Annotated in this window: 21 protein-coding genes; 12 read left to right on the top strand and 9 right to left on the bottom strand. The window is 46.8% G+C overall.

Translation table 11 applies throughout. The annotated features are described in order from the left end of the window. The first annotated feature begins 41 nt into the window (after positions 1-41). On the top strand, positions 42-581 hold the full coding sequence (locus tag HQM11_17200) for a VanZ family protein (protein ID MBF0352774.1): 540 nt from the start codon (positions 42-44) through the stop codon (positions 579-581). Then, on the top strand, positions 551-1,378 hold the full coding sequence (locus HQM11_17205) for an MBL fold metallo-hydrolase (GenBank protein MBF0352775.1): 828 nt from the start codon (positions 551-553) through the stop codon (positions 1,376-1,378). Before HQM11_17200 ends, HQM11_17205 begins: the two co-directional genes overlap by 31 nt. Positions 1,379-1,619: 241 nt before the next feature. Here the strand turns inward: HQM11_17205 and HQM11_17210 are convergent, their stop codons facing one another. The 6 genes from HQM11_17210 to HQM11_17235 form a co-directional block, all read right to left on the bottom strand. Further along, positions 1,620-2,567, bottom strand: coding sequence for a pentapeptide repeat-containing protein (locus HQM11_17210; GenBank protein MBF0352776.1), 948 nt, complete (start codon positions 2,565-2,567; stop codon positions 1,620-1,622). A gap of 13 nt (positions 2,568-2,580) precedes the next feature. After that, entirely contained in the window at positions 2,581-3,219 is a 639-nt protein-coding gene (locus HQM11_17215; protein MBF0352777.1) for a DUF3015 family protein, read from the bottom strand. Then, a complete protein-coding gene (locus HQM11_17220) occupies positions 3,195-3,689 on the bottom strand; it encodes a DUF3015 family protein (protein MBF0352778.1) in 495 nt (164 codons plus the stop codon). The genes HQM11_17215 and HQM11_17220 overlap by 25 nt, the downstream gene beginning before the upstream one ends. A 41-nt stretch (positions 3,690-3,730) precedes the next feature. Further along, a complete protein-coding gene (locus HQM11_17225; protein ID MBF0352779.1) occupies positions 3,731-4,711 on the bottom strand; it encodes an MBL fold metallo-hydrolase in 981 nt (326 codons plus the stop codon). Between the two features lie 50 nt (positions 4,712-4,761). Beyond that, entirely contained in the window at positions 4,762-6,042 is a 1,281-nt protein-coding gene (locus tag HQM11_17230) for a hypothetical protein (protein MBF0352780.1), read from the bottom strand. Positions 6,043-6,124: 82 nt separating this feature from the next. Next, the gene (locus HQM11_17235) at positions 6,125-7,108 is read right to left on the bottom strand and encodes a potassium channel protein (GenBank protein ID MBF0352781.1); all 984 of its coding nucleotides are present in this window, start codon (positions 7,106-7,108) and stop codon (positions 6,125-6,127) included. Positions 7,109-7,333: 225 nt separating this feature from the next. On the opposite strand from HQM11_17235, the gene HQM11_17240 reads away from it, so the two are divergent. The 5 genes from HQM11_17240 to HQM11_17260 all read left to right on the top strand — a co-directional run bounded on the left by HQM11_17240 (position 7,334) and on the right by HQM11_17260 (position 15,196). Beyond that, positions 7,334-9,682 carry a GAF domain-containing protein gene (locus tag HQM11_17240; protein MBF0352782.1) on the top strand — a complete coding sequence of 783 codons (2,349 nt, stop codon included), beginning with the start codon at positions 7,334-7,336 and terminating at the stop codon, positions 9,680-9,682. A 27-nt stretch (positions 9,683-9,709) separates the two neighbouring features. Continuing rightward, complete coding sequence (locus HQM11_17245) at positions 9,710-11,518, top strand: hypothetical protein (GenBank protein MBF0352783.1); 1,809 nt, start codon at positions 9,710-9,712, stop codon at positions 11,516-11,518. Positions 11,519-11,535: 17 nt separating this feature from the next. Next, positions 11,536-12,603, top strand: coding sequence for a trypsin-like peptidase domain-containing protein (locus HQM11_17250; GenBank protein ID MBF0352784.1), 1,068 nt, complete (start codon positions 11,536-11,538; stop codon positions 12,601-12,603). A 189-nt stretch (positions 12,604-12,792) separates the two neighbouring features. Continuing rightward, positions 12,793-13,464 (top strand): PTS sugar transporter subunit IIA, encoded by a 672-nt coding sequence (locus tag HQM11_17255; protein ID MBF0352785.1) that lies wholly within the window; start codon positions 12,793-12,795, stop codon positions 13,462-13,464. After that, positions 13,418-15,196, top strand: coding sequence for a chloride channel protein (locus HQM11_17260; protein ID MBF0352786.1), 1,779 nt, complete (start codon positions 13,418-13,420; stop codon positions 15,194-15,196). The genes HQM11_17255 and HQM11_17260 overlap by 47 nt, the downstream gene beginning before the upstream one ends. Positions 15,197-15,290: 94 nt before the next feature. On the opposite strand, the gene HQM11_17265 is transcribed toward HQM11_17260, so the two are convergent. The 3 genes from HQM11_17265 to HQM11_17275 all read right to left on the bottom strand — a co-directional run bounded on the left by HQM11_17265 (position 15,291) and on the right by HQM11_17275 (position 19,019). Then, positions 15,291-16,460: an acyl-CoA dehydrogenase family protein gene (locus HQM11_17265; GenBank protein ID MBF0352787.1), complete on the bottom strand. Its 1,170-nt coding sequence runs from the start codon at positions 16,458-16,460 to the stop codon at positions 15,291-15,293. Positions 16,461-16,600: 140 nt separating this feature from the next. Further along, on the bottom strand, positions 16,601-18,007 hold the full coding sequence (locus HQM11_17270) for a hypothetical protein (GenBank protein MBF0352788.1): 1,407 nt from the start codon (positions 18,005-18,007) through the stop codon (positions 16,601-16,603). Between the two features lie 70 nt (positions 18,008-18,077). Next, on the bottom strand, positions 18,078-19,019 hold the full coding sequence (locus tag HQM11_17275; GenBank protein ID MBF0352789.1) for an ATP-binding protein: 942 nt from the start codon (positions 19,017-19,019) through the stop codon (positions 18,078-18,080). Positions 19,020-19,319: 300 nt separating this feature from the next. On the opposite strand from HQM11_17275, the gene HQM11_17280 reads away from it, so the two are divergent. The 5 genes from HQM11_17280 to HQM11_17300 all read left to right on the top strand — a co-directional run. Further along, the gene (locus HQM11_17280; protein MBF0352790.1) at positions 19,320-20,594 is read left to right on the top strand and encodes a hypothetical protein; all 1,275 of its coding nucleotides are present in this window, start codon (positions 19,320-19,322) and stop codon (positions 20,592-20,594) included. 27 nt (positions 20,595-20,621) lie between these two features. After that, positions 20,622-21,467: a homocysteine S-methyltransferase family protein gene (locus tag HQM11_17285; protein ID MBF0352791.1), complete on the top strand. Its 846-nt coding sequence runs from the start codon at positions 20,622-20,624 to the stop codon at positions 21,465-21,467. Between the two features lie 19 nt (positions 21,468-21,486). Then, entirely contained in the window at positions 21,487-22,224 is a 738-nt protein-coding gene (locus tag HQM11_17290; protein MBF0352792.1) for a 1-acyl-sn-glycerol-3-phosphate acyltransferase, read from the top strand. Between the two features lie 27 nt (positions 22,225-22,251). Continuing rightward, the gene (locus HQM11_17295; GenBank protein ID MBF0352793.1) at positions 22,252-23,079 is read left to right on the top strand and encodes an SDR family NAD(P)-dependent oxidoreductase; all 828 of its coding nucleotides are present in this window, start codon (positions 22,252-22,254) and stop codon (positions 23,077-23,079) included. 162 nt (positions 23,080-23,241) lie between these two features. Further along, positions 23,242-23,411: hypothetical protein (locus HQM11_17300; protein MBF0352794.1), on the top strand; the 170-nt coding region annotated here is incomplete at its 3' end.

The following is a 23,411-nucleotide window of genomic DNA, read 5'->3' on the forward strand; positions in this document are numbered from 1 at the left end:
AGGTCACCTCTCTCAACGCTTGTACAGGACATACTAAAAGGATGACCAAAACACAACGTTCTTCTTTTTTCCGGGATCCCACCAGTCAACGTGCTATCTGGATCGTTCTCATCCTCTATGTTCTATCCATTTACCTCACCTTACCGGTGATGCGTTCCATTCTGAATTGGATTCGTCAGCTCATTTCCCACGGGCAATTGGGCTTCATCATCAATCTGCTTCTTGGGTTGGCAGGAGGTGGCTTGATACTGATTGCTGGCAGAAAAAACATTCGCGTTGTATTGTGGATGATTCCGCCAATCCTTTTGACCGGGGTGTGGATCAGTCAACTGGACATTCCTGAAGAACGTGTCCATTTTCTGCAATATGGCCTGGTGGGAATTTTGACATGGAAAACGCAGCGTGGAAAAACCTGGCAAAATGTGGTGTGGGCCCTCGTTATCGCAACCGGTATTGGCGCATTGGATGAGTTGATTCAGTGGTTTTTACCCAATCGGGTTGGAGACTGGCGGGATGTTTGGATTAACACTGCGGCAGGAGGGCTTGGCATATGGTCAGGATATTTCTTGTTTTCGGAATGATCCTCTGGACGGTTCCATGTATTGCGCAGTCTCTCAAAGTATATTTCTTGAATGTTGGTGAAGGGGAATCAACCTATATTGAAACGCCTTCAGGTCAGACTATGCTGATTGATGCGGGTAACATCATGACAGGCAACAGCGTTGTTCAATTTTTCCGGAAGCAAAACATTTCAGCCCTCCAGGCTCTGGTGATCACTCATCCTCATTATGATCACATGAGCGGCGTATTTCAGCTATTGTCAGCCATTTCGCCCCAATATCGTTATGACAATGGCCAGCTTCTTCAAGAAGCAGATCAGGACATCTATCGCTGGTACCGGGAGTTTTACCGGAAAGACAACTACGAGATACTCCGCAAGGGGGTTTCATTGGATTGGAATCCTGTGAAAATAGAGATTCTTTCGCCAGGGGAATTGACGGGTGACTGGAACCGGGATTCGCTGGTGATGCTCCTTCGCTACGGCGAAATTCAGTTTCTGTTCATGGCGGATGCGACCACACAAACCGAAACTCAAATTCTGCAACAGTTCCCCAACTTGCGTGCTGATGTTGTCAAAGTCGGACACCATGGCGATCAAGATGCGTCCTCTCCGGCGTTTGTCAAGGCTCTGCATCCCCGTTATGCGGTCATTTCAACCAACTCCGCAAATATCAGAGGCTATCCATCCCCGCAAATTGTTAAACGATGGACGGATGCTGGTGCCTCTGTGCTGACCACGTTCAACGACGGAACCATCCTGATGGAAAGCGATGGTCATTCGATAAATCTCCGTGCCGCTCCGTTCTCCCAGTTTTGAGCGTCAACCGGATGGTCGGCGGGGATTACATGCCAATGTCGTCAACTTAAGGCGTTCTTCGCAGGGGAATCCCCCTTTTCAAAGGGGGCATGGGGGATTTAACGCTCAGAATTACATCCCCCTAACCCGCTTGAACCAAAGGGGAATTGGTGCCGGGACCTTCAGCGTGCTTAACTTAACAGCCTTGCACCAGAGGTAGGGAACCAGAAAAAATGGTTAAAGATTTATGGTCAGGTACTTATCAGGGTGCGGGAGCTTTTCGGCAGACGCCAATGGATTCAGGCTGGCAGACACTGCCATCAAACCATATCGCGCCTTCAAGATTGGCGGCATCCATACGGGTTTGTGAGAATTTGGCACCCATTAGATTCGCGCCACGCAGGTTTGCCAGGGTCAGGTTGGTTTCCAGCAAGTTGGCTCCGTTCAAATCAGCATTCGATAGATTCGCGCCTTTGAGTTGAACTCCGGCCAGATCGGTATTCTGGAGCATCGCGTTTTGCAGTTGAACTCCTTCCATTTTTGCCGAAGTGAGGTTGCCATAGCTCAGATTTGCTTTGATCAGGATGGCTCCGGTCAGATTGGCCTCCTGCAGATTCACCTTGGTCAGATCCGCGTCGGTCAAATCCGCACCCTGCAACTGGGCACCCACCATTTGAGCACCTTTCAGATTGGCACGCATCAATTTGGCACTTTTTAAATTACAGCTTTTAAGGAACGACAGAAATAACTGGATGTCTTCCATATTGGCTTCCTGAAGGATGGCATTGTCCAGATCGGCCTGTGAAAAATCTGCGCCTTTCAGATTGGCACGGGTCAGATCCGCCTTGTAAAAATTTGTGAATTTCATATCCGCTTTAAGCAATATCGCGTCTGTCATAACCGTTTGCATCAGCTTGCTCATTTGCCAGTCGGCTTCTGTCAGATCAACGCCATTGAGAATGGCACTTTCAAAATTGGCTCTGCGGAATACACTGTGCGTCAAACTGCTTCCCGATAAATCAGCTTCTCTCAACGTCGCATTGGGCAGAATCAGATAGTCCATCTCCAGACCTGAGAGATTGCAACGCACACATTCATTGTCCTTGTTGAGTTGCCTTAAATTGTATGAGGCACAACCCGCAAGAAACATAACAAGCATCAACAGGAATAATCCCGGGTAAAAGCGAAACGTCACAGAAACTGGAGTCATAGGAATTTAGAGATCAATGGTGTTGAAAATAAACCGGTTGACCCGGTATTCGCGCAAGATGATCCGGCTCATTATTGAGCGGAATCTGGCAAAATTCATGTGCCTGGGTTTTTAGAAAATAATCCCAGTCCGTAGAAAATTTTTGCAGGGGCATGTCTGAATTCATGAGTGCCTGAATCAGAGAGGTCTGCCGCTGGATTCGTTGTAACAGGACAGGATTGCTCACGCAACCGGATAGACTGATGAGTGTTTCCAGATGAAACCCGGTTCCCTGAACCAGTTCTTCGCCCAATGATTCATGATATGTTCCAATAAACCGGGATCGTTCATTGCTGACAAAATCCCATTGCTCACAGTGTGAAGTTCCAGAAGTGCTGGCAAAAGGAAAAAAAGTGGATGAAGTGATATCCAGACTGAACGCACCCGGATCATGGGCCGCAAACCCCATGGGTCCGCCCTGGTGACAAGCCTGAACCTCAGGTGCGCTGAGCATGACTGCGATCAGGCAGGATATTCTGAAGGGGTGACTCAATGATTTTGTCATTTTGAGCAACGCGAAGAATCTTTGCCGCAACAGGTTGACAAACAATGCAAATTTTCCCTGTGAAACGGATAACCACAGGCTGATCAGGTGTTGGCAAAAGTTCCGCATGATGACCTCAAGAGTGGATGTTGCAAAGTCCAGCGTTTCGTGTTTTCCAGAAAATGCCCTGACGCGCTGAAAGTGTCGTCATTGTTGAGAAACAGGTTCCTGATTTCTGAATAATGCCGCTGAAATACTGACGATAACACGGGTGCGGCATCTTGAGCGCAACCCATCATTTGAGCGATTGCCTGCAAATGTGGTCCTGTTCCCATCGAACTTTGTTCCATAATCTGCCCATGTTCCGCAATAATAAACTGTTGAAGTTCGCGATATTGAACAAACGCCCAGTTAGGACATCCTGACGTTCCGGAAGTGGTCGCACTGCTGTAAACGGGAGAAAACGTGATATCCACTGAAGACATGATGGGATTTTTACTGGAGGCGCCCAGATAGGTGCCCTCACATCCGGCTTTTGCAAGGGTTCCATACATGGCAGTCATGCCCAGCAACAGGCAAAACAACAGCATTCGTTTCATAGTCTACTCCTGTTTAAGAGTTGTTAAGGAACTGACGGCGTTCACGTTTGCATGTAGTCCCGCAAAAAATCCGGGTTCATTGGCTGAGTCTGTAAAAAATACCAGAAACCGGTTTCATTTTCAGTCCGTGACACCAGTCCTTCCTGCTCCAGCAAAATCAATAAGCCCATGTACTGGGTGATATAAATATAATGTCGGGGAAGTTTTGGATGCAGGATCTGCATCATTTCGCACAGGGTTTGTGGCTGATCAGGTGAAAGGACGGACACCAGTTTCAGATATTTTTGATGAATTCTCGGAGCAATGATTTGGTGATACCACTGCTTCAGTGATGGTATCGAGTTTCCATGGAATGCATGAACATGCGGAAACCGGTCCGAAAGTTGTTCCAGTTTTTTGCAAGACTCCAGATAGTCAATGAAGGTTCTGGAATGGCCCAGCCAGATATCTTCCATGCCCGGTACAAATTCCAAAACAGTGTCTCCACAAAAAATATGATCTTCCACGCCATAACACACATGATCTAAAGAATGACCGGGAGTGACAAAAATCTCGAAATCATCCAAACGCGCGTCCTCATGAATTTCTGTGTCAGGATTCATCGCCAGGGTTTGTGGTTTTTCACCCGAGGTGCGGAATCTGAAAAATGATTCAGGATCTGTGGAGGGATAACCAAAGTTTGTGAAAAAACGGCTTCGCTGATCTTTCATTTTATCAAACCAGTTCCCTTGTCTGAGCCGTTGTGCTCCCAGGTGATGGATCATCACTTCAGCGTCAGGAAACCAGCCTTTGACCGTTTTGGCGTTACCGCTGTGATCGCCATGACAGTGTGTCAGCAACACTTTGTCCAGATGATCCACACCGGCCTTGTCCAAGGCTATTTTCAAAAGTTCGGAGTTGTTCTGATAGAAGGTAGAGGTGTCGATCAGAACCGTTTGACGCGAGGTTTTCACCACATAGATTATTACATTTCCTTCGCCGGGATAACCGGTAGGAAGTTCAATGGGAATCACCTGCGGCATTGGCAATCACAGTCAGGAAAGGGGTTTAATGGCGGACAACTGAAACAAGCTCAGGTATCATGCCTGGCTGATTTTAGCGAAATTATTTTCTCCTGTTCCAGTTCAGTTTCTATTTTCACCAACAACCGACGAGCCGGGTCTGACCCGAGTTCAATGGCGGACCGGGCATGCCTGGCGGCTTCTTCATACTGCTCCAGTCGATAATACAGAATGGCCAGATTCAGAAAGCTTGGCGAAGACGTGGGCAACAAAGACGTCACCTTGCTGAAATAGTCAATTGCTTCAGCATAATTTTTTCTTTCTGAAGCTTCCAGCCCCATATTGAAAAATCGGGAAATCCTTTGATGCAAGGCCTCTTCTGTTTCAACAGGTTCCGGTTCTGGAGGCGGTTTCGTGGCTTCAGGTTTCACAGGGGGCGACTCAACGACAGTTTGAATTGCTGGTTGTTGTTTTGTCGTTGCTTCGGGAATGGGTTGTTCGGAAACTGCTGAAGTTGCGGGATCATCTTCAAAAATGGCAGAGGGTGTTTCCGCGACAGGCTCATTTTCGCTCGATACCGTTGTTTTAGCAACTTCCTCAAAAACAGAAGTTGGGGAATCGACGGACTCAGCTTCGGAGGTTTGTTCAGCGTCCGCTGTTGTTACGGAGGTTGTTTCATCGGTTGAATTGTTTTCTGCAGGTGCGGCTTGATCCGGTATTTTAGTGTGAATAGAAGACTCTGCGACATCCTGAAACAGGGGTTTTCCATTGTCATGAGGTTTTTCCTGTTTAGCAACCGTATCCTGCCCGGCCCGGGGTTGAGCTGTTTTTGTTCCGGATTGTTTTTTGACAGGAGGCACATCTTTGTCTGCTGAAGTCTCCGTTGATGCGGAAGTCTGCGGTTTTTTAGGTTTTTTGGAACGCGCTACCGACGCGAATTTGTCGATGAAAACTTGCATGTCTTCATCATTATAGGGCACCTCAATTTCTGGTTCTTCCGAAGAAATTTCCTGACCCGGGTGCAGAATGAAATGGTCTTCCAGACGAAAAGAACCCTGTACCATTTTGGGGTTGGGCATGGATTCCAGAGCCGCATAAGTGATGCCTGAACCTTGTGATATCATGACCAGTTTATTTTCCAGATCAACGATTCGTTCAAAATCCCGTTGCTCACGAATAAGCGACATTTTTTCATGCTGTTGAAGCATTTCAAGCTGTTGTACCAGATATTGCTGGGTTGCTTTGATGTCTTCAACACTTCTCTGGAGCAATTTGTTCTGATCCTGATACAAGCGGATCTGTTCTTTCAAGGCGTTGATGGTTTCTCGTGCCGGGTCGCTTCTGGTAGTCATAATGATATTCCCTGATCTTGCCAGATGTTGGAAAAAGAATGGGTTTGAATCCCAAGCAAGCAAAAAAAGGACCAGATTTCTGTCACAGTGCCTTTTTTAATCGATCCAGTTGAGCTTTGCTACCCAGTGCGATCACAGTGTCATGGGCCTGAAACACGGTTTGAGCCGGAGGAATAAAGATATTCGCATCCTGACGCTGCACCCCCAGAATAATCACACCATAATCGTTATGAATTTTTAAGGATTGGATAGATTGGCCGGAAAACGCCGACGTCTCCGGGATTTCAATCTGTTCCAGCCTCAGATTCTCATTATCCGCACTCATGACAAAATCAAGAAAATCGGTCACCCGTGGACGGAGAATGGAATGCACCATTTGGTTGCCGCCCAGGATATAGGGAGAAAAAACTTTGTGAGCTCCGGCACGATAGAGTTTTTTTTCCATCTGGTGCGAATGGGTCCAGGCCAGAATTTTGATTTTCGGATTGAGCTGTCTTGCGGAAAGAACCAGATAGGTATTGGCCGGATCATCGCCCAGAATAGCCAGCAGGCCCTTGGCCCGTGTGATTTGAGCCTGCTCCAGGATCTCATCTTCAGTGGCATTGCCGATGATATGCAGGTAACGTGCGTCCCGCATGGTTGAAGTGCGTTCAGCGTTTTTTTCAATGATGATGAAACCGATGCCATTGTCGGCAAGGCGATCACAAATAGCCTGTCCCTTCCGGCCAAAACCACAAATGATATAGTGATCCCTGATCTGCGCAATGCTTTGTTCCATATAAAGTTCCCAGAGAAAATGTTTATATTTTCCTTTGATAAAAAAATCCGTGATGCTGGCAATGCAATAAGCCATTACCCCGAAGCTGGAAAAAATCAGCACCATGGTGAACACCTGGCCTTCAGGTGTCAGCGGGCGCACTTCGCTGTACCCCACCGTGGTGACCGTAATGACTGTCATGAACAAGGATGCAAGCCATGGCCAGTCTTCCAGAAAATGGTATCCCAGTGTTCCCACCAACAGAATCAGCGGTGGAAACAACAGGATCGCCCTCACTTGGTGCCGCATAGTTTTCATCCTTGAATCATTGTTGTTAAAACACCTTCTGCCGGCAACCTTGCATGAGAAATGCCCCGCCCTGATTTTTAGCAATATCCGCCAGAATTTACCGATTTCAAAAATATTTTTTGTTTTTATGAAAAAATTGAAGGGTTGATATGGACATCTCGAGGTGAGAATTATATAGAAAACATACAATCACCTCCAAACCTGACATTTCATAGTGAGAGTCCGATGGAAAATAATTCCGCAGTTACCGCACGGTTGAAAGCACAGATTGCGCTGGAAACACTCAAACAGAAAAAATCAATTGAAGAACTCAGCTCCATTTTCAGGGTTCCAGCAACACAAATCATTGAATGGCAGGATCAGGTTCACCAGAATCTGCATGACCTGTTCAGCAATGATGTCGATGGTTCCCAGGATGTGAACGTGTTCAGTCAGCCGGGCTTTTTCAGCAAGGAAATGGATAGCGTTCGTGAAACACTGCGAACCCGAATCCAGCAGACACAGGAAATCCGTTCTGAGCCATTGCCCCTGAAGATCAGTAAAATATTTGACAGACCGGCTTCGCAGACTGAGCCGAATGTATCTCCACCAACTCAGCCACAACGTACTTCAACGTGGCCGGATAACTTTCGACAAAAACTGGCGGAACTGCATGCCCTGAATGTTACCGGCGAAGTTTTGGCTGGAATCCACAATCAGACCGAAGCGTTGAAAACGGCACTCCGTGTTATGTATGAACAAGTGCATGTTGAATGGGGATCGGTTTATCTGCTGAATGAGGAAAATATTCTGGTAGCCCAAGCCTATTATCCTGAAAAACACGATCGCAAGGAACCGGATCCCCGTACCTTTCGCCTGGGTGAAGGCGCAACAGGAAAAGCCGCGGAAAAACGTCAGATTATTTATATTCCCGATACCAGCCAAAAATCCGAATTCAAAGACCCTATGCCGCATGATGAAGCCAAGGCCCTATTGTGTGTTCCCATGTTTGACAACGAAGGCGTGATTGGTGTCATGAACTTTTCAGGAGAAGTGGGCAAAGCTCATTTTGATAAAGGTGATGAGGAATTCGCGCTCACCATCGCGCGCATGACCGTGGTCACCACCAAAAATATTCAGCTTCAAAAAAAGGTTCGCGAACGCACCGAGGCCATTCAGGATTTATTGGACTACACCGGACAGGGATTCATCTCGTTTGGTCCGTCCATGAAAATCCGTCCGGAATATTCCAAACCGTGTATGGTGTTTTTTGACAGGGAACTCCAGGATCAGGATGTGGTGCACCTGTTATGGACAGGCGATGTGGCTCATGACGCGCGCATTGTCTTTCAGGAAGTGTTTGAAAATCCCAGATTTTTTGACATTCTCAAGGACCTGTTGCCGGTTGAAGTCACTACCAAACAGAGAGTTCTGGCCATTGAATACCGCATGATCCAGAGTCGCCACAAAGAGGAAGAACACAAGATCATGATGATCATGACGGATGTGACCCGTGAAAAAGAATTCGCGGCACAAATCGCCAAGGAAAAGCACAATACCATGGTGCTCAAAGTGGCTCTCGACCGAGAAGGATTTTTGCAGTTTCTGCGAGATACTGAAAATCTGTTTTTATCCACCTATTCCCTGCTGGCCTGGCCTGCCAGAGAAATCAATACAACCGAATTGTTCCGCTATTATCACACCATCAAAGGTGGTTCCGCATCCTATGGTTTGGATCGTGTGGCGGAAAGTGTTCATTCCATTGAAACCACCATGGAGGTTTTCCGCAGTGGTGGTGGACTTCTCACCGAGGAATACATCCTTCAACTCCTTGATGAAACGCAGGAAGTACAGCAGATTCTGGGTGCCACCCTGAATGAACTCAACAATGTGATCGCCAAAGACGAACGACAAAACCTGGAGCGTATCTATAAAATTCCGGAATCACGCATGGCCGCCGTGGAAAAACAGGTGCTGGCACAACTTCACGAGGCATCGTCCAGACAGGTCCTCACAACGGCGCTTAATGATTTGAGAAAAGAACCCATTGAAAAAGCCTTGCAGTCCTATGTCATGGCAACCCAGCGACTGGCCAAACACCTGGGCAAGCCGATCAATGTGGAAGTCAACGGCAAAGACATCCGAATTCCGTATGAACGTTTTGAAAGACTTCTCAGTTCCCTGATTCATGTGATTCGAAACGCGGTGGATCATGGCATAGAAGATGTGGACATTCGAAAAATGCGCGGCAAACCCTTAACTGGCAATATTTCTATCAATGTTCAACAGACCGGGGCTGATTTTATTTTATCCATTTCGGATGATGGCGGCGGCATGGATCCGGAAACCATCAAAAAGATTGCCCTTGAAAAAGGTCTGATCGACACAAAAACAGCCAACCAGTCCTCACCGGAGGCGATCCTTCAGATGATACTCAAACCGGGTTTTACCACCAAAAAAGAAGTGACCAGTATTTCAGGACGGGGTGTGGGGATGGATGCGGTGAACGCCGCCCTGCAGGATCTTGATGGAACAATTATTGTAAAATCGCAACTGAACCGGGGCTCCACTTTTGAAATCAGGATTCCCTGCTAATTATATAACCTCTTGCTCTGAACTGACATGACTAAAAAACTGATCATCAGTGCGGTTGTCGTCCTTGTACTGATTGCCTTCAACAGCGTCGTTACAATGCAGTCGTCGGAATCATCGCCACAAACAGAAAAACGTTCTGATCAAAGCCAGACCTTACAGTCACTTCTGGAGATGCAATGGCAACTCAGCAAAAGCCAGAATGCGATTCAGTATTATTTGCGCAGTCTGGAATCACAGCATGAAGATTTATTGCAATCCATGCGTGAGGGGTTCACCACGAATTATGATGCCCTGCTGACAACCGCGCCTCAAATTTCCAGTGTTCTGCAACAGCAGATAAGCCCTTCCATGGAACCTTTCAGAAAAAATTCTGAGGAGATACTCAAACTGGCCTATCAGCAATACAACGATCTGCTGGTTCTGAGAAATGATATTCGACAGATCAATGAACTTCTGGAAGACAAACTGTATCCTGCGATTGCTAAAAAAAATGATGCTGAAGCCATGAATAAAACAGATTACACGCTGAACATGAGCATCAACATCAATAAATTTTTCGCGTTGACTGAAAGTTATATGGCCATCCAGGATCGGATGGCACTCAGAAACATGTCCAAACGCAAAGATGATTTTCATAAGTTTCTTTCCAACTATGAAGCAACACGACTCACCGAAGATGAAGAAGAACTGCTGGGTGAAATCAAAGGTTTTTTTAATGAAGCCAGTCAGGCAAGTGAAGCGGTTGTTCAAAAAACAGATAACATCCATAATTTACAGGAAGAGCTTCAGGGGCACTTTCAGCAAATGGAAACCAACCTGAAACAAATTGTGGATTCTCAAACCAGTCAATCGACTCAAAACGCTGAAAAAAAGGACTCCGGCGGCCTTGGTCCTGTTGTCAGCGCAATCAGTATTCTGTTGGCCGCACTGGTCACAGGATTTCTGCTGAAAGGTGCTCCGGCTGAAGTAAAAACGATCATCAAGGAAGTAGAAGTTCCGGCACCAGCGCAGGAATCAGTGCCACAACCCGGGACGGAATCCGCTGAGAAAAGCAATGAGTCCACGCAAAAAGCTGTTCAGCAGGCAATCTCCGAAAAAAATCTGGCAGAAGCGGCCAGTATTGCGCGCGGTGAATTTGTGGTTCAGGTGCTGACGCATCTGCGATCCTCGCTGGAAAACGTACAGACTTTAGCGCGATTGGGGGTGACACACATTGATTCGGCCTCCAGAGACACTTTTTTACGATATCTGGAAGGCATGGATCAATTTGCGGGGCAGATTCTCGGGTTTTCCAGTCAGGTGCTGGAACTCAGTGCGATGGAATCGGGATTGCTACAAATCAACCCCAGACAGGAAAATCTGCAGGATATCATTCAGACCCTTTTGCCCGATTTGAAAAAACTGGGAATCCACGTCAACCTGAACGCGCCCACGTCAACTCCGCAAGCCCGGGTAGACCGTGTCTGGCTGTTGCAGGCGCTGACAGAAGTCATCACAGGGACCTTTCCCTATCTCTCTGAACAACGTCAATTCAATATTGGTTTTACCAACGGCTCTTTGGTGGCGGGACGCCGCAAAACCGACACACAAACAAAAAATACCATCGCCATCACCATCAGCACAGAACAACCCGTGCCAGAAACTCAGGTGTCACGCCTGTTTGACAAACTGAAGCAATTGAAGAACTATCCCGCAGAAGAAGATCTGATTGTGTTGAGCAACAGCCTTGCGTTTATTTCAGCCCGTGAAATTATCAGGGCTCATCAAGGAGAACTGGTTGGTGATTTTTCTCAGAAAAACTGTGTATGGAACATCATTCTCCCCATAAACGCATGACACAACACGGAGTTTCCATGACTTACCGTTGCCGCACGTTTCTGTCTATTTTTATATTCCTGATTTTGCAGGGGGCCGTGGTTCATGCTCTGAGCGGATTCAGTCCTGAAGAAGAAGAAAACATCCGCATCTATCAGGACAGCAGTCCCGCAGTGGTCAATATCACCAGCATCACCGTCAAATATGATTTCCGATTCCGTCCGATTCCTGCTGAGGAAGGAACAGGAACAGGTTTTCTGATCGACAAAAAGGGACATATCCTCACCAATTTCCATGTCATTGAAAAAGCTCAGAAACTGTTGATCACCCTGTCTGACAACAGTCAGTTGCCCGGCAAGGTGGTTGGTGTTGATCCCAACAATGATCTGGCTGTGCTTCGCATTGACGCGCCTCCCGGACAGTACAGCACGTTGGAGTTGATCGATTCATCCAATCTGATGGTGGGACAAAAAGTGCTGGCTCTCGGGAATCCTTTTGGTCTCAAACAAACCCTCACCACAGGAATTGTCAGTGCACTGGGGCGAACGATTGAAGCACAGAATGGACGCAAAATTGAGGGGGTGATTCAGACCGATGCCGCCATCAATCCGGGAAATTCAGGAGGTCCCTTGCTCAATCGGGAGGGGAAAGTTGTAGGGATCAACACAGCGATCATCGGCCCCGGAAATTTTGGTATTGGTTTTGCGATTCCGGCAAACAATGTCCTTAAAATTATTCCTGATTTGATCACACATGGTTATGTCCGCCGTCCCTGGCTGGGAGTTGAACCGATTCCAACCATTCATCTGAAACAATTGGGACTGGATGTGCCTGCGGGAATTCTTGTGGCAAAAGTGGTTCCCGGTGCTTCTGCCGACAGAGCCGGCATCCGGGGCGCTTCTCAAAATCTGGTGGCGGGGAATTACCTGATCCCCTGGGGCGGCGATATCATCACCCACATTGACAACACCCCCATCACCAACTTTGAAGAACTGGCATCCAGGGTGGAAGCCTTCAGTCCGGGAGACACCGTTAAGGTTCGGTTGATGCGTAAACGGACCCCGATGGAAATGGAGGTCACACTTCTGGAACGACCCAAACCATAAATGGACGAACAAAAATTCAAAGTAAGCGTTCAGCGTTCAGTATTCAGCTTTCAGTGTTTATGCGCTTCAGAAGCCTTATGACTCCATAGCAGAAAATATCGTTTGGCTTCCAGGCCTTGAGAATTCCTGAAAACTGATAACTGACGGCTGAACGCTTACAATTCAAATCATGCCCCCCGGCAAACTGACATGAAAAAACAGATCACCATCCCCGTTGTTTCTGAATGGTTAAAAGTACCTGAATCCACGCTACTGCGCTGGATCAGTCAGGGTGTCATTCCTTTCACCATGACGCGTGGCCAGTATGTGATAGAGAAAGATACACTTGAAGCCTGGGCCGCCTCCAAACATATTTATTTAAATCGGATAACGGAATATGAAAAAGACCACCAGACCGAACTTCTTATTCCTGCAATGGAAGCTGGCGGTTGTTATTATCTCGAGGAAATTCCGTCGATGATGGATCTGTTTCAGGAAGTTGAACGGTTGATTGATTTGAAAGGCAAACAGCAGGTTCCGCTTTCCCAGTTGCTGTTGATGCGAGAATTGGTCACGCCTACCGCGATTGGCAGAGGAGTCGCGGTTCCACAACCACGATTTCCACTGGAAGACATCATTTTTCAAAAACCGGTCGTCCACACGTTTTTCTTAAAGTTTCCCCTGGATTTCAACGCGCTCGATACGATACCCGTTTTTGTGATCTTTGTTTTATTGTGTTCTCATACCGGCCATCACCTGGAAGTGCTGTCTCAATTGGCAAGCATCATCCGGGATGATGACATTTGTAAATTCTTAAAAACATATCCGTCTAAAGATGAAGTGGTTGAACAGTTCAAAAAAATATATCGGGGAGCGTTTTAAGCAGCTCACACAAACGTTGAAAATTTCCAGCCTGGAAAAGGAATTGATCCGTCTTCGTGGCGTTTCCGGCAAGGAAACCTTCATCATGATGCTGTGTGCCCTGTTGATTGGACTGGGGTGCGGACTTCTTGCGGTGGGCTTGAATGGCGGTGTGCATTTCTTAAAACACTTCTTTCAGACTCAGCCTCAACATATCTGGTTGATTGGCATTCCTGCTGTTGGCGCGGGATTGGGCGTTTTTATCATGAAATCGGTGTTGAAAGATCTGGATTCCCATGGCGTTCCCAGTGTGATCAAAAGCGTGTCCCTGGGAAAGGGCGACCTCAAGGCACGGATGATTGTCAGCCGTTTTCTGGGCAGTTTACTGACGGTGGGAAGTGGCGGTTCCGCCGGACTGGAAGGTCCAATTCTGTGTATTGGCGGTGCCTGGGGGGCTTTGCTGGGACGCTGGTTAAAAATGAATGAACGCCAGAAAAAACTGTTGATCAGCTATGGTGTGGCAGGCGCGATTTCCGGAATTTTTAACGCCCCCATCACGGGGTTGATTTTCACATTGGAAATTTTACTGCGCGAATGGTCCTATCTGACGATCCTCCCAGCCATCATCTCGGCCACAGCCGCCACAGAACTCAGCCGTTTTATCATGGGCAACAAAATCACGTTCCATTTTGAAATCGCTTCATTTTCTACCACTTCGCTGGTGGCCAGTATCGGGTTGGGAATTCTCACCAGCCTGGTCTCCAGCGCGTTTTCCAGAAGTCTGGTATTCTGGGAAGAACTCTTTAAAAAAGTCTCCCGCTATTTTTGGTTGAGGTCTGCCATTGGTGGATTGGCTGTTGGCATATTGGGCTATTTTGTGCCTGATATTCTGTTTGAAGGTTACAGCGTGACCCAGGATTTTCTCTCCAACCCGATCGGTCCGACATTGGGAGTTGTATTACTTTTCACCTGCATGAAATTTATTGCCTGCGGAATCACTCTGGGCAGTGGCGGAGTGGGTGGTGTGTTTGCGCCAAGCCTGATCCTTGGCAGTGCTGTTGGCATGTGTTTTGGACTCCTGCTCCACTTGTTTCCGCTGACAAACCTGGCCTCTGACGCATCCTTTGCACTGATTGGGATGGCAGGTATGGTGACGGGTGTGATGCATGGTCCGCTTACCGGAATTTTTCTGGTGATGGAAATCACGCGTGGCTATTCCCTGATATTACCGCTGATGATCATTGCCAGCACATCCATGCTCATGAGTTTTTTTCTGGAGGAGGGATCGGTATATACCCGTGAACTCATACGCCAGGGACATCTGGTCAAACGGGGTTCAGACGCTTATGTTCTGCATTATTTGAATCTGCGCGAAATCCTCGACCGGGACTTCACCACAGTTCCAGAAGGTTTGCTGTTAGGCGATTTTGTCCAGTATTTCAAACGCTCTCGACGGAATTATTTCCCTGTCCTGGATGATACCGGAAATTATCTGGGCGTAGTTCTTCTGGATGATATTCGTCCCTACCTGTTCAACTACAATGTCTATGATCTGGTGACAATGGGGTCCATTATGAAAATGTGGCCCATGATTGAATGTGATCTGTCGATTGATGAAGTGCTGAAAAAATTTGAGAAAATCGGCAGTTGGTCCCTGCCCGTCGTTGAAAATGGAAAATATCTGGGAATGCTTTCCAAATCCACGCTGTTTGATCACTACCGCCGGGAAGTGCAGATTTCCGCAGATGTGTGAGAACCGCTTTTTTCTGCGAGCCCTGATATCGGGCCAGCACACAGGTCTGCCCCTACGGGAAACCCCAAACCTCAAATTCCTTTATAATCAGCCTTTATTCAAACGCCGCAATACCTGTGATGGCACGGCCAAGGGTGAGTTTGTGAATGTCTGTGGTTCCTTCATAGGTCACCACGGTTTCCAGATTGCATAAATGCCTCATGATCGGGTATTCGCTACTGATTCCATTTGCCCCCAAAATGCTCCGGGCCGAACGTGCCACAGTCAGTGCCATTTCAGTATTGTTCATCTTCAGCATGGAAACATGCTCGGGTTTGAGGCGACCTTCCATTTTAAGACGGGTGATCTGCCAGGTCAGGCATTGGGCTTTGCTGATCTCTGTGAGCATGTCTGAAAGTTTGGCCTGGACCATCTGATGTGACGCAATGGGACGACCGCTGAACTGAATACGGCTGATCGCATAATCCCTGGCTGTCTGAAAACAGGTTCTGGCGGCACCAAGTGCCCCCCATGCCACACCAAAACGAGCCTGGTTCAAACAGGATAAGGGGGCTTTCAAGCCTTCTGCCAGGGGTAACAGATTGGATTCAGTCACCTCACACTCATTGAAACTCAGCTCCGACGTGATCGAGGCCCTGAAAGACAACTTGTTTTTGATATTGGACGCAGAGAATCCCGAAGCATTTTTTTCAACCAGAAACCCACACACCTTGCCCTCAAGTCGGGCCCACACAACAGCGACATCCGCAAGGGAACCATTGGTGATCCACATTTTAGAACCATTCAACCGGAATCCCTGGGTGGTTCTTTCAGCTTTTGTGAGCATTCCTGCGGGATTAGAACCGAAATCCGGTTCTGTCAGCGCAAAGCAACCTACAGCGTCACCTTTGGCCAGACGCGGTAACCAATGCTGTTTCTGTTCTTCAGAACCAAAAGCAAAAATGGCATACATGGCCAAAGAACTTTGCACCGAAACTACACTCCTTAAGCCTGAATCACCCGCTTCAAGCTCCTGTTGGATCAACCCATATGCCATCTCAGACATACCGCTGCATCCATATCCCGAAAGATTACAGCCTAAAAACCCCAACTGCCCCATTTCCTGTATGAGTTCGACAGGGAAGGTTGCCTGCTGATAATGCGTTTCAATGCCGGGAAGAATTTTTTCCACAACAAATTTACGCGCTGTTTGCTGAGCCATACGTTCTTCTTCGGTCAGGCTCAAACCCAGTTCAAGAAAATCAAGATCATGGTGTTGATTCATATATCCTTTCGAAAAATAAAATAGAAAACTTTCCAGGAAACCTTCCTGCCGGGCACACGTAGAGACGTGCTATAGCGCGTCTCTACAGACTTGAGCAAGGGGAGGGGTGAAAATTTTGGGCAGTTATTCTTTTGCCCTTCCTAAGGGGTCACTCCGATTTTAACCAGATCATGGGCACAACGTTTGATCGCCCAGACATGACGATATAATTCCTGGGCCTGACTATAGGGACCATCAAGTGCGGAGCGCATGCGTTTAAAAGTTAGATTGGGACTGATTTCCTGCAAGGTTGCCTGATTGAGATCCATATCGGGAAATTCTCGTTTGAGACGGCTCAACAGACGAATCACGCTGGTTTGTCCCTGATTATAGGCGGCAATAGCCAGGATGGCCTGTACACCCGGTTGAGGCATCACATTTTCATTCTGAACACGCCATTCATAATTTAGGTAATACCGCAACAACATGGCCGAAATCAGGATATTGGTTTCAATATTGATCACATTGCCATATTGCTGATTATAGCGATTTTCCAGCAAATCATTAAAAGTCTGGTGCAGGAACGCGTATTTTGCGGGCAGAATATCTCCACGCGAGATTCTTTCCAGAGATTTTCTGACCAAGTCAGGGTCTTCCAGAAGTTCGGGATAGGACAGTCCATATTTCCGCATAATTTCAGCGCTCAAGTCCGCATAATTCAGATAAGGTTTTTGAATGGTGGGCGGGAAATAACCCAACTTGGGTGCCTCAAAATTGAGTCCCATCATGTTCAGGATTTGCTGAAACCAGACATCCCGGTAAATATTTCGCAGATGCATGGCCGCGGCCTGTAACAGGCGTTCATTCTCAGAATCCTGGCGGATAATTTCAATCTGTTTGATTCCTATTCCTGTCAATTGCCCAATACCCAGTGCTCCGGTCGCACTGACAATCTTAAAATTGAATTTGGATTCCTGAAACAACAGACAAAAAAATACAGGATATGGAATCTGATAAAAGTGGGCGCTGGTGTGACTGGCGATGATGGTTCTTAAAAACCGACTTTCAGAATAGGAATATTCAGGGTTTCCTGTCAAACGCTCCATGGACTCATGCCACCAGCTTGATTGCGTCATATAATACAGCAGGTCAGCCAATTCCCGTTGACCTTCATAACGCATGACACCACGTTGATAATGCTTTTGACTGACCCAGTCATAAACCGCGGTAAATTTATAGAGGGATTCCATGGGTTGTGTCGGCAGAGTCACTGGATATTGTTCCTGAATCGACTGAATCCATGATGTCGCATCAGGCAGAAGAGCCTCCACACTGGTGTTGGTGGTGGTGGTAATGCGGGATGCTTTGGTGAGAATGGGATTTTGCAGATAAGGTGAAATCTCACTGACTGGAGAAACAGGAAAAATCGTTTGGGGAACACATACCGCAGGAGCCTGCTGTAGAAACAAAACAAACAGTAGACATCGAAACAAATACAGAGTGATGGTTTGTTTCATTCCATACGGATAATCAATCGTTGCCCCACAGAGGTATTTCCGGAAATCCATAATAGCTATTGCCCATTATTGAGATGAAACCATCATGATTCAGTCTGACATTTTGAGCAGGAAAGACAACTCATTCCTGTTCTCCGCTCTGGAGCAGATATTTGAGTGTGGTGACATTTCCCTTTTCATTGAAGGTCACTTCATTGCAGGTTCCCTGTACCATGGAAAGTCCTCTGCCATACAAGTTGAACGTCTCCAGTTCATCAGAAGTTTTTTTCAGAACTTTGTTGACATCAAAGCCCTTGCCATCATCTTCCACCCGAATTTCTGTGCCATATCCCGGAGTGAACGCAACATCAATGGTCACTCTGCGGTTGATGTATTTCGGATCATTGGCACGAGTTTCCAATTCTTTGTTCCACTGTCTGAAATTTTTGAACTGACCTTTCAGCTCCTCACTGCTGAGTTCAAGGTTTCCATGAGCAATGGCATTGATCAGAATTTCAGACAATCCCAACTTGATCCTGAAAGAATCATCATCTGTAAGTCCCTGGTTTTCCAGAATATCAAGAATGTATTTTATCGTATCAGGAATTTTATCAGAATTATTGCTCATTTTGATTTGAATGAATGACTTTGCCACCATCGGCATGGTGCTTTTCTGCGATTGTTGTTGCTCCTGTTCCTGTTTGCGTTGAGCGACCCTGTTTGCAATGATTCCGATTCTTTTTTGAAGTGATTCTTTAGTGAAGGGAAGCATCAGGACTTCAACCCGGGCCTCCACGAGTGCCAATAACCTGGGAGTATCCATGGGTTCAATGCCGATGAGCATTTCCAGTTCGGGAAAGTCCTGACGCAAAGCCGATACAAACGAAAGCAGGTCGAGGCCTTCTGAATGAGAAATCAATACCATTTGATAGTTTTTATTTTCTGCCAGTGCTTCCCGCAAAATAGTAACGGGGTTTTCACTGTGTTCCGGATAATGAAGACGATGCCCTCTGGACGCCAGACATTCCTTATAGAAATCACGAGAAGTCCCAGATGAGTCAATAATCAAAATTTTAAGAGACATGGTTGCTTCCTGTTGAGAATTTTTCTGTTGATCTGCCATTGTCCCGGCATTTCACCATCTTATGACAAAGTTTAACGATTAGATCAAGTGGCTTGGCAAGAATGGTTTTTCCAGTGAAAGTGACATCTGGACAATCTGTGCTGAACCTGTCAAAAATCAATATTGTTTTTAGGAAAATTTCAGGCATTCATCCCCGACCAAATTAATCTTTGGCACTTTGTTTGATAGCTCAGAATGATGGGGAATTTTGCAAGGTGCAAAATTGCTGAAACAATATCATCACCAGACGGTTGAAGTTCAATGTCCCAAATCCAGAGCACGCTGAAGCAAAACAATTTCAGTCATGCTTACGAAAAAAATTATCTCAATATCATTTTTAACGCATCCGATCTGGAAACAATTCCGGATATGGGTCAACGCTACTACAATGAACTGGGACAGCGGGTTCATGAAATACGTGCCTTTTATAAGTCAAAAGGTCTGGTAACACAAACTCTCACCAGCAAATTATTCTCATCAAAAAAAGACACACCAGATGGCATTCACGGACGAATCAGTGGACTGGAACTTATAACCGCAAGCCCATCCGCCGACCAGAAAAGCCGGACAAGCGTGCTTCAAACTGATCCGGCACAACACCATCAACGAATAGCACTGGTCCACTCATGCCTGAACCGTCCTGAGCACTTATCCCTGGATCAGGTCCGTGCAATCATGATGCATGCGTCCATTCCATTCAGTATGGATCATTATAATCCGGAATGGATCACATGCATTCATGGCGCGTTTGTCCTGTATCAGGATCGGTTGCTGGCGTTTTACCAGAATCAGGTCAGCAAACTGGAATTGCGTTTATTGGATGAAGCCAGAAAAGAAACGTCCAATCAGGAAAATCTGCAAAGAGCCATTGATCAGATCATGAGAAATATCCATCTGCTGAAAAATCTGATTCCACAATGCCCTCCCCGTATCAGCATTCCGGATTTTTTAAAACCATGTGACAGCAATCATTTTCGCAGAATTTTGGAAGGCAAGGTCGATAAACTGGAGGAAGTCCGTGAAAAAATGATCAGAAATTTACTGTTCACTGGAACGTTGATGCTTCCTTTCCGTTATATTCATCCTCAGATCCAGCAAATTGCCGAATGGATCCAGAAACTGGACCCCACACATCCAGGCTTTGAGTTGCTACAGGCACGAATCTGGGAAGAAAAACTCAAGCCACTGGTGATCCTCGACAAATTGGGATTTTCCTGCAAACCGCAACTGGACAAGATTCTCAAAAAAAGTTTGACGGCTTATGGAAAAAGTCTGAGGATTCTTTCTGCCGAAACCAATCCGTCTTCCTATCTTCGGCAATCGATTCTCGGGGGCTATGCCCAGATGTGCCTGAAAGCCTATGACTTACGGCACATCCTGACGATTCCCCCAGAGGCCATGCGGCAAATGCTGGTCGCCGGGAAAAAAGCACTGGATAAAAGCGGTATCACTCTGGACGAATCGCCAGAAAACTTGTACAGACGCTTTATGGAAGTTCTGGACTCAGAAAATTTGCCTTTGAATATTGTGCTTTGAATGTTTCACTAACAGCGTGTCCTGAAAATGTCAGCAACCAAACCACATTTCTCATTATTAAAGATTCTGGAACGCCAGGCGCCTCTGCTGATGGATGGAGACAAACAAACGGTATTCCAGCAGTTCTATCCCGATCTTGTCCCACCTTGGTGGAAGGCCAATCTTGAGCAGCATGATGCTGTGCTCCGCATCCATCAGAGTTACCTGGAAGCGGGAGCAACTATCCTCAGAACCAACACGGAAGGTGCGAACAGATTTGAACTGGAAGCAACAGGATTTATCAATCGGGAGGAAGCAGTCAATAATTCAGCCATGGCTCTGCTAAAACAGTCGCTGGGATTTCAGGGCATTTCAGCAGGTAGCATCATCCCTGTGCGCAAGGAAGGACTCAGTGCCGAAGCACGAGCGTTTGCCTATGGACAGCAGGCCATCTATCTTTCAGACACAGGCGCTGGATTGTTTGTGCTGAGTGAATTTTCTGATGACGCCGAATTATGCCTGGCTATTGGCGCAATCCGACGATCTTCACAGAAAGAAGTACTGGCTCATCTCAGAGTTCAAGGAAGGCCCGACATACTCAAAATTGTAGCAACGTTACAGCACGTTTATCAGGAAGGCGCGCATTTTACAGGAATTCAAGTCCCGGTTGACATGCCAGACCTCATGGAACTGGTTGATAACATGATTGAAGAATTGGGAATTGTGAGTTTGTTACTCGATGAATCCTATCCCGGGGATACCGTGTCAGACCAGTTTGGCATCATCGCCCAAACCATACTGGAAAAAGACATTGCGATTCTCGGAGGTGGCCGACAGACCTCAAATCTTCATATTCAGAAAATGAAACAGTTTCATCAGGAAATTTATTTTTAACCCGAATACAGGAGGCTCTATGGATCTTTACAGTTATTCACGATTTATCAATCCGCTGGTTAAACGCTATGCAAGACTCAACATTGAAGGAAAAGAAAATCTGCCGGAACCGGGCAAATCATTTCTGATCGCCTGCAATCATTCCGGTGGGATGTGGTGGGATGCCTTGTGTCTGGTGACCAGCATGCCTGAACGCCAATTGCATTTCATTGCCCATCACTGGGATGGAACCATCAAACCCATGCGCGTCATGCTGGAAAGCGTCGGCTCTTATTTTCTTGCGCCCACACTGGATGAAATCAATGAGAATGATCCCGTTGTGGTTGGATTGAAACAGGGTAAAGCCATGTGCCAGTTTCCTGAAGAATCCTATCACACCTTCAGAAACCGTTATACCTTGTATCAATTCAGTGGACAGGTGATTAAATATTCTCATCTGGCCAACACCCCCATCATCCCCACTGCCGTTATCGGTGCGGAAGAAGCCGCCCCTACTTTCTGGGGCCCCAAGATCAAGGGGATTCCATGGCATATTCCGATGCATCCGCCCATCTATCTGCCGTTGCCCATTACCATTGAGTTTGGAGAACCCTGCACCTTGGCGGATCTGGCCCCAAAGGCCTCATCAATCCCCAGCAATGTGGATTATCAGGTGGCCGCCCGGCAATTGCGGGAAAAAGTAAGAGGACTCCTGATCAAATATCGCAACTGCAAAATCAAGGATATCCCCTACAATGACCAACAAGGATGGTGGTAAACATTTTAATATTACAAGGAGATCACGATGAAGAAAAAATCAAAAGTGGTTCTGTTGACAGGCTGTGCCAGCGGTATCGGTTGCCACATGACCAGAGCCTTGAGCCAACAGGACTTCAGAGTCATTGCCACGGACATCAATATGGACGCACTGGCTGAAAAAGCCAGGGAAGAGATGTGGAGTCCTGAAAAAGTCATGTTGGGAAAGCTTGATATCCGGGTTCCTTCGGATTGGGAGTATGTGCTGTATCAGGCGGCCCAGAAATGGCAACAACTGGATATTGTCATCAACAATGCCGGTTATCTGCAACCCGGATATATCCATGAAACATCCCCTGATGAAATCCGCAAACATATGGATATCAATGCCACTGGAACGATGATTGGAACACAGATCGCCGCTAAACGCATGGTTTCACAAAAACATGGACACATCATCAATATCGCGTCATTGGCAGGAATCGCTCCGGTACCCGGTCTCTCGCTTTATTCAGCCTCCAAATTCGCGGTAAGAGGTTTCTCACTGGCAGTCGCTCAGGAACTTCGTCCGCTTGGCGTTTATGTGACGACCATCTGTCCTGATGCGGTGCAAACCCCCATGCTGGATCTTCAGAAAGGCTATGAAGAAGCTGCCCTGACCTTTTCAGGTATGAAAACCCTGACGGTGGAAGACATTGAAAAAGCCATCATGAAAGCCATCAAACACCATCCACTGGAAATCACGATTCCTTTCAGCAGAGGCGGGATCTCCAAACTGGTGAACACGTTTCCGCAATTGAGTTTTCCAGCAGCACCACTATTGAAATGGCATGGGCGCAGGAAACAGGCACGAAACCAGAAACAGCAATCATCATGACGCGAAATAATTCTTGCCAGTAATTATGGGTGAACTTTTTTTATACGGTATTGCTGTATAAGCCGAGAGGATCGAATATTTTTTTCAGTGTATTTTTTCAAGATGGACTCACGAAGTGAATGAAGATATGTTTTCCCGATAACCCGAAAGACAGGAGAACTCATGAAAACCCAAAAACAGCTCAGTTTTGGAAGTCTTCGCCATGTCATTTCAACACACATTGAGAAATATCCTGATTGGCGACAGGAGCATAAAAGAGTCTATCGCGTTCACGATGCCGTGATGAGCGGTTTTGCCTGTATGTATTTCCAGAGTCCTTCCTTATTGCAGTT

It is taken from the genome of SAR324 cluster bacterium, assembly GCA_015232315.1.
Taxonomy (GTDB): domain Bacteria; phylum SAR324; class SAR324; order SAR324; family NAC60-12; genus JADFZZ01.